The 6,396-nt window shown below is 61.5% G+C and carries 7 protein-coding genes and 1 pseudogene; 3 read left to right on the forward strand and 5 right to left on the reverse strand.

Annotated elements, in window-relative coordinates; genetic code table 11:
- Positions 1-129, forward strand: a pseudogene (locus IC63_RS17780) (transposase); the annotation flags it as partial.
- A 71-nt stretch (positions 130-200) separates the two neighbouring features.
- Here the strand turns inward: IC63_RS17780 and IC63_RS16180 are convergent.
- The 5 genes from IC63_RS16180 to dctP all read right to left on the reverse strand — a co-directional run bounded on the left by IC63_RS16180 (position 201) and on the right by dctP (position 4,760).
- Positions 201-1,310, reverse strand: a complete 1,110-nt coding sequence (locus IC63_RS16180; RefSeq protein WP_036722438.1) for an iron-containing alcohol dehydrogenase — start codon at positions 1,308-1,310, stop codon at positions 201-203.
- Positions 1,311-1,313: 3 nt separating this feature from the next.
- The gene (locus IC63_RS16185; protein ID WP_156965530.1) at positions 1,314-1,664 is read right to left on the reverse strand and encodes a hypothetical protein; all 351 of its coding nucleotides are present in this window, start codon (positions 1,662-1,664) and stop codon (positions 1,314-1,316) included.
- 338 nt (positions 1,665-2,002) lie between these two features.
- Entirely contained in the window at positions 2,003-3,280 is a 1,278-nt protein-coding gene (locus IC63_RS16195; protein WP_036722443.1) for a TRAP transporter large permease, read from the reverse strand.
- Positions 3,277-3,774 carry a TRAP transporter small permease gene (locus tag IC63_RS16200; RefSeq protein WP_052042337.1) on the reverse strand — a complete coding sequence of 166 codons (498 nt, stop codon included), beginning with the start codon at positions 3,772-3,774 and terminating at the stop codon, positions 3,277-3,279. The genes IC63_RS16195 and IC63_RS16200 overlap by 4 nt, the downstream gene beginning before the upstream one ends.
- Positions 3,771-4,760, reverse strand: a complete 990-nt coding sequence (gene dctP, locus IC63_RS16205) for a TRAP transporter substrate-binding protein DctP (RefSeq protein WP_052042338.1) — start codon at positions 4,758-4,760, stop codon at positions 3,771-3,773. The genes IC63_RS16200 and dctP overlap by 4 nt, the downstream gene beginning before the upstream one ends.
- Positions 4,761-5,150: 390 nt before the next feature.
- Between dctP and IC63_RS16210 the strand changes: the two genes are divergently transcribed.
- Positions 5,151-6,041 carry a LysR family transcriptional regulator gene (locus IC63_RS16210; RefSeq protein ID WP_232222655.1) on the forward strand — a complete coding sequence of 297 codons (891 nt, stop codon included), beginning with the start codon at positions 5,151-5,153 and terminating at the stop codon, positions 6,039-6,041.
- A 189-nt stretch (positions 6,042-6,230) separates the two neighbouring features.
- On the forward strand, positions 6,231-6,396 hold a 166-nt coding region (locus tag IC63_RS17785; protein ID WP_036719465.1), incomplete at its 3' end, for a transposase.

Consider the following 6,396-nt stretch of genomic DNA (forward strand, 5'->3'; position numbering starts at 1 on the left):
GCCAAGGAGAATGACGTCGCCCGGCGACTGATGACGGTGCCGGGCATCGGGCCGCTGATTGCCACGGCCATCGCTGTTCTGGCGCCGCCACCCGAGACGTTCCGCAAGGCACGCGACTTTGCCGCCTTCGGCAGAGATAGGGCCCCGGTCAGCCGACCTGCCGCGTGACAGGCAGGCCAGCTTCGAGCTTCACGCCCAGATCAAGCGCTGTCCTTCATAATTGCCAGATACTCCTCGCGAGTGGCAATCTTGGGATTGGTGGCGTGGCAATGATCTTTCAGCGCCTCACCGGCGACGGCTTCCATCATCTCGGGCGTCACGCCCATCGCGGCGAGACCCGCAGGCATGCCGATGCGGTCATTCAGGTCGGCGATGTAGCGATCAGGGGCAGCGCCCATGCGATCGGCCAGGACGTCCCATTTCGGTCCGATGCTTTCGCGGTTGAAGCGCAGCACGGCAGGCGTCAGCACCGCATTCAGCGTGCCGTGATGCAGGTTGAGCTCATGGATCGCGCCAAGAGGATGGGTCAGCGCATGGACAGCGCCCAGACCCTTCTGGAAGGCCATCGCGCCTTCAAGGGCACAGACCATCATGTCGCGCCGCGCCTCGGTATCCGCACCATCCGCCACGGCCTTCTCGATGGACCGCAGGCCCGCATCCAATCCGTGCAGCGCGATTGCATCGGCGGGAGGATTGAATGACGGCGCCATGAACGTCTCAAGGCAGTGCGAGAGAGCGTCCATTCCCGTAGCTGCAGTCAGCCCGGGTGGCAGACCATAAGTCAGCTCGGGGTCGCACAGGGCGATTGTGGGCAGGTTGTGAGGCGACAGGATGCCAAGCTTGCGCCCGCTGTCCATGTTGATGACCGCCGCGCGCCCCACCTCCGAGCCGGTGCCCGATGTGGTCGGGATCGCAATCATCGGCGCGATGTTCCCGTGGATCTTCGCCACGCCGCCATTGACGGCCGCGTATTGATCCAGCGGCGGCTGATGACCGGTCAGCACCCGGACTGCCTTGGCCAAGTCGATCGACGAGCCGCCGCCAAGGCCGACAATCCCGTCGCAGTCATGGGCGCGATACATCTCGAGCGCCTTCATGACGGCTGCCTCAGTGGGATTGGCGGGCGTTCCGTCGAAGATGACCGGATCGGAAAGGAGTGCTGCGATCTTCGCCACGAGGCCCGTCCCGATTAACCCCTTGTCAGTGCAGATCAGGGGGCGCTTGATGCCCAGCTCATCGAGGAACTCGCGAAGACGGGAAACCTCGCCTTCTCCGAATTCGATGCGAGTGAGATACGTGATGCGTGCCATTGGTCATGACCCTTTCTTGAAAACCAATTGATCAGGTGCCGAGCGCGGCTCGCCCGGGGGCGTACCTGCCCGCCCGTCCAGGGCAAGACGCCAAAGCGAGATTGCCGCCGGCAGCAGCCAGACGGTCAATGTGACGACGCCAAGCACACCGGCGATGGGGCGCGTGAAGAACGCCGAGAGATCGCCGTCGCTCATGAGGATTGACGCTATGAAGTTCTGCTCGACGATAGCACCCAGAACGACGCCGAGAACAAAGGGGCCGGCCGGGTAGTCGTTGGCGTTCATGATCCAGACGAGCACACCGATGATGCAGAGCGACCATACCCGGCTGATGCGCATGGCATTGATGATCACGATGGGCCGCCCGTTACCCCAGCCGAACGGTCGAGCCCCCGGTCAGACCGGTATTGGCCGCCTGCATGATAATGGCGACATCCGCTACGACACAGGCCTGCAGGACGCGCCACTGCTCGAAAAGAGACCGCCACTGCGACCTCGCCGTCGCCGTATCGATATCCTTTGCGGAAGTGACGGGTAACACGGGTGCCGACATGGCCATGGCGTCTGCCGACGATTTCGACCATCCAAGAGGTAAGTGAAGCGGACATAGTATCAAACCATTCAGAAGTTCTTGTGAGCGCCCGTGCCGGAACGTGCTGCCCGACCGCTTGATGGCGGTCGGGCGCGGTTGTTCAGCGCGTCATCGTACTGGGCAGAAAGGTCGAGATCTGGGGCACGAAAGTGATGACAATCAAGCAGGCCAGCAGGACGCCGATGAACACCATCAACGGTCTGAGCATCTGAGTGACGGAACAACCCGCAATCTGGGCCGCCGCGAACAGGTTGACTCCCATCGGCGGCGTGATCATCCCGAGCGCAAGGTTCACCACCATGATAGTGCCGAAATGGACCGGCTCGATCCCGACGCGCAGCGCGGCATCCTGTAGGATTGGAGCCAACACGATGATGCTTGCGCCCGTCTCGATGAACATCCCGACAACAAACAGCAGGGCGTTGACTGCGATCAGAAGCGACGTTGCACCGTCAAAGGTTGAGGTTAGCCACAACGCCGCCGCATCAGGAACGCCCTGACGGTTCAACAGGTAGCCCATCAGGCTGGCGGCGGCGATGATGAACATGATCACCGCCGAGGAGACGACCGACTTGCGCAGTGCGACGAAGACGTCCCTCAGCGTCAATTCACGGTGAAGGAACAGCCCCACGATCAGCGCGTAGATGACCGCGATCACGGCCGCTTCCGTCGGCGTCGTGACACCGCCATAGATGCCGCCCATGATCACGAGCGGCATCAACAGCGCCCAGAAAGCCTGGATGGTGGCTGTTCCTCTGGGCAGCCTGCCCTCTCCGTCGCGGTTGCCCCATCCCTTGATCCGACACCAGACGAGGACTGTGACCAGCAGGGCTCCGGCGATCAGGAAGCCCGGCAGAACGCCTGCAAGGAACAGAGCGGGGATCGAGGTTTGCGTCGCGACGCCGTAAAGGATCATCGGGATCGACGGCGGAAAAATCACCCCCAGCTCGGCCGAAACGGCCATGAGTGCTGCGGCAAAGCCGACTGGATAGCCGAATTGCCGCATTGCGGGGATCAGCACGGCCCCGATCGCGAAGGTCGTCGCCACGCTCGATCCCGAGATAGCCGAGAACAGCATGCAGGTCAGCACGCAGGTCGCGGCCAGACCGCCCTGCAGCTGGCCGACGAAGGCGCGGGCAAACTCGACAAGGCGCCGCGAGAGGCCGCCAACCTCCATCAGGTTGCCCGCTAGAATGAAGAACGGGATCGCAGCAAGGGGGAACTTGTCTAGCGCGATCAAAAACTGCTGGGAGATGACGATTGGTGGCAGCGTGGTGAAACCCACCAGCCCAATGACCGAGGCAAGCGCAATGGCGATTGCGATTGGCACTGAGATGGCAAAGAAAATCAGCATTGCCGTTATGATGGCGGCAGTCATGCGACGATCTCCCTGCCGCGGCCCCGGTCAAGGAAGTGGACGATTGCGCCCAAGATTGCGAAAACCGATCCGACAGGGATGGCGGCATAGGCCCAGCTCATCGAGATCTCGAGGCCGGCCATTTCCTGCATGCGGACCCGGACGGCCATGGACCAGCCGTACCAAAACAGCATCGCGAACATCGACAGGCAGGCCATCAGCGTGACCGCCTCGATCGCCCGCCTCACGCGGCCGCGCGTCAGGTCCTGCGCCAAGTCGATCGCGACGAACGCCCCGTGCCGTAGCGCGACCGAGCTGCCAAGAAGGACCATCCAGATCAGCGAAAGCCGGGTCAGTGCCTCGGACCAAACAGAGGGCGCCTGAAAAACGAAGCGGCCCAGCACTTGCCAGAAGCTCGCTCCGACCGCCACCACGAGGGCAAGGGAGGCGGCTATTGCCACCCCCATCGCAATCCCGCCGTCAAGACGCCGGATAACCCCTGCAGGAGTGCTCATTCAGGGCTCCAGTTGCGGATGCGTTGAAGCGTCTCGGCGCCGAATTCGGATTCGAAGCCGGCATTGGCGCCGGCCATGGCCTCGCGATAGGCGTCGCGGTTCTCTACCTCGCGCACGTCGATCCCACGCTTGCGCAGGGTTTCGATGCCGGCAGTTTCGTCCTTTTCGACTCGGGCGCGGTTTGCAGCGGCCGCCGCGGCTCCTGCCTGGGTCAGCGCCGCGCGCTGCGTGTCATCCAGCGAGGCAACAAAATCCGGATTGCAGACCAGAATGCCGGGCGAATAGACATGTCGCGTCAGGTAGAGATGCTGCTGCATCATGTCGAGATTGTTCGAAAGGATCACGGGGATCGGGTTCTCTTGGCCATCCACAGTGCCTTGCTGCAGCGCCGAGGGCAGCTCAGAGAACGCCATCGGCGTCGGCAGAACGCCTGCAGCCTCCCAAGCCTGCATGTGGATGGGGTTCTCCATTGTGCGGATTTTCATGCCGCGAAGATCCTCGGGCGACTCCACAAGGCGCGACCCGGTGGTCAGGCTGCGAAATCCGTTCTCGAGCCATGCGACGCCTTCCAGCCCGTAATTCGATAAGGCCGCAAGCAGATTTTGGCCGATTTCCCCATCCAAGACCCCTCGCGCATGGGCGTAGTCGTTGAACAGGAAGGGTACATCCAGTACCCGCGTTTCCGGAACAAAATTGCCGAGCGGTCCTGTTGAACCGATTGCGCATTCCTGCGAGCCAAGCTGAACGCTTTCCAGCGCCTCGCGCTCGTTGTCCAGACGCTGGATGACCACGCTGACCGAGCCGTCGGTACCTCCTTCAAGAACATCCTTGAACGCAACCGCGGCATCGCCGAAATGGCTATCGGCCGGCGAGGAATGCGTGACGGTTAACACCGTCTGTGCCGCGGCCGCGGACATACCGCAGGCCATAGCTAAGGGCGCAAGCCCCACCAGAACGCTGATCTTACGGATGTAGATATCAGACATGCGGTTTCCTCCCTGCTTGTCAAATTTCTTAGCGCCGCCCCGCCGCCCAAGCTGCGAAGGGCGGCACCAGTTCGGGGCAGCCTTTCGGTCTTCCTTCGGCTTTCGCCGGCACCGAGCAGCAGGGCGTACCATCTTGCGGCGCCGTTGCATTCTGAGCAAGCCGATCCGGTCGCAATGATTGTGAGGCCGATCTCTGCTGCGTCAGATCTTCCAGACTGCTATTCTTGAGACTGTGATTGCCTCCCCCTCGTGCAGCCGGACTTCTTGGCACGAAGATAAAGCTGGGCGTTGACGTGTAAATCTGTGTTGTTTGCATAGTAGGTATAGCCATTGGATATAACCATGCCCCGACCTCGTCGCGAACATCTGAGCCGAATGACGCTTCGCCAGATGCAACTGATGACCGCAATCGCTGAGAATGGATCGCTCAAGCGCGCGTCCGAGGCGATCGAGATGAGCCAGCCCCGCGCCACCAAGTCGCTGCGCGAGGTCGAGCATCTGCTGGGCTGCACGCTGTTCAACCGCACTAACCGTGGCCTTTTCCCAAACGCGGCCGGCGACTGCGCAATCCGTCATGCACGGGTGATGCTGGCTCAGCTGGACGCGATGGAGCGGGAAATCCATAGCCTGTCGGGTGCAGAGTTCCAGCGGTTGCGGATCGGCACCATCATGGGAGCAGTGCCCTATATCTCTGAAATTATTACCATTTTTCTGCAGCGTTTCCCCCACACCTCAGTGGAGATCATCGAGGATACCAGCGCTGACATGCTGCGCATGCTGGATCGGGGTCAGCTTGACCTAATGATCGGACGCAGTTCGGTCAGCCCTAATCCTCATCTGTATAACGTACAGGCATTTCACGACGAGTTGCTCTCCGTCGTCGCGAACCCTCTGCATCCGCTGGTCGGGCGCAAACGGGTCACCCTGCAGGATTTGTCGGATTCGCGCTGGATCGTCTATGCGGCGGCTATGCCGATGCGCCTGTCGCTCGAACAAGAATATCGCCGTGCAGGCCTCGCGTTCCCCCGCAACCTGCTGGAGACGCGTTCGGCCCTAACGACGATGGCCCTGATTCAAGCCAACGCCAATACCATCGCGCTTCTGTCCAGCGACGTGGCGGCATTCTTCACCAATTTCAGCATGGCGCGCACGCTGCCGATGCATCTGCAGTCTCGAAGCGAGCCTTACGAGGTCATCACCAGGCAAGCGATGGAGCCGTCCGAGCCCGTGGCAATCTTCATCGAGGATCTGGTTTCCGGTGTGCGGCCTCAAGACCACTAAACTCAATCGTCGGCGGCGTAAAACTTGAGGCCGCCGAAGCGGGTTGAACCGCGCCGGGTTTGCCGGAGGCTCCAGCTCTTGAGTAGGATGGAGCATCATGAGCAAGACGACGAACAAGTTTTCTGACCTGCCACGGGCTTTTTCCTCCATCTGTGACTAGAGTCCGGCCCAACGAGAGGACGGACGAAGATGAAGAAGGCACGACGGACCGAGGAACAGATTATCGGTATCCTTCAGGAGCATGATGCCGGCGCGAAGTGCGCAGATCTGTGCCGCAAGCACGGCATGTCGGAAGGCACATTTTACGCTTGGAAGGCGAAGTATGGCGGGATGACGGTGTCGGAGGCGAAGCGGC

The sequence above is a fragment of the Paracoccus sphaerophysae genome (genome assembly GCF_000763805.1).
GTDB lineage: Bacteria > Pseudomonadota > Alphaproteobacteria > Rhodobacterales > Rhodobacteraceae > Paracoccus > Paracoccus sphaerophysae.

What these genes read in the sequence shown, in the direction of transcription:
- IC63_RS16210 (WP_232222655.1), top strand. Translation starts at nt 5,151, where the DNA reads ATGCAACTGATGACCGCAATCGCTGAGAATGGATCGCTCAAGCGCGCG.
- dctP (WP_052042338.1), bottom strand. Translation starts at nt 4,760, where the DNA reads ATGTCTGATATCTACATCCGTAAGATCAGCGTTCTGGTGGGGCTTGCG.
- IC63_RS16195 (WP_036722443.1), bottom strand. Translation starts at nt 3,280, where the DNA reads ATGACTGCCGCCATCATAACGGCAATGCTGATTTTCTTTGCCATCTCA.
- IC63_RS16180 (WP_036722438.1), bottom strand. Translation starts at nt 1,310, where the DNA reads ATGGCACGCATCACGTATCTCACTCGCATCGAATTCGGAGAAGGCGAG.
- IC63_RS16200 (WP_052042337.1), bottom strand. Translation starts at nt 3,774, where the DNA reads ATGAGCACTCCTGCAGGGGTTATCCGGCGTCTTGACGGCGGGATTGCG.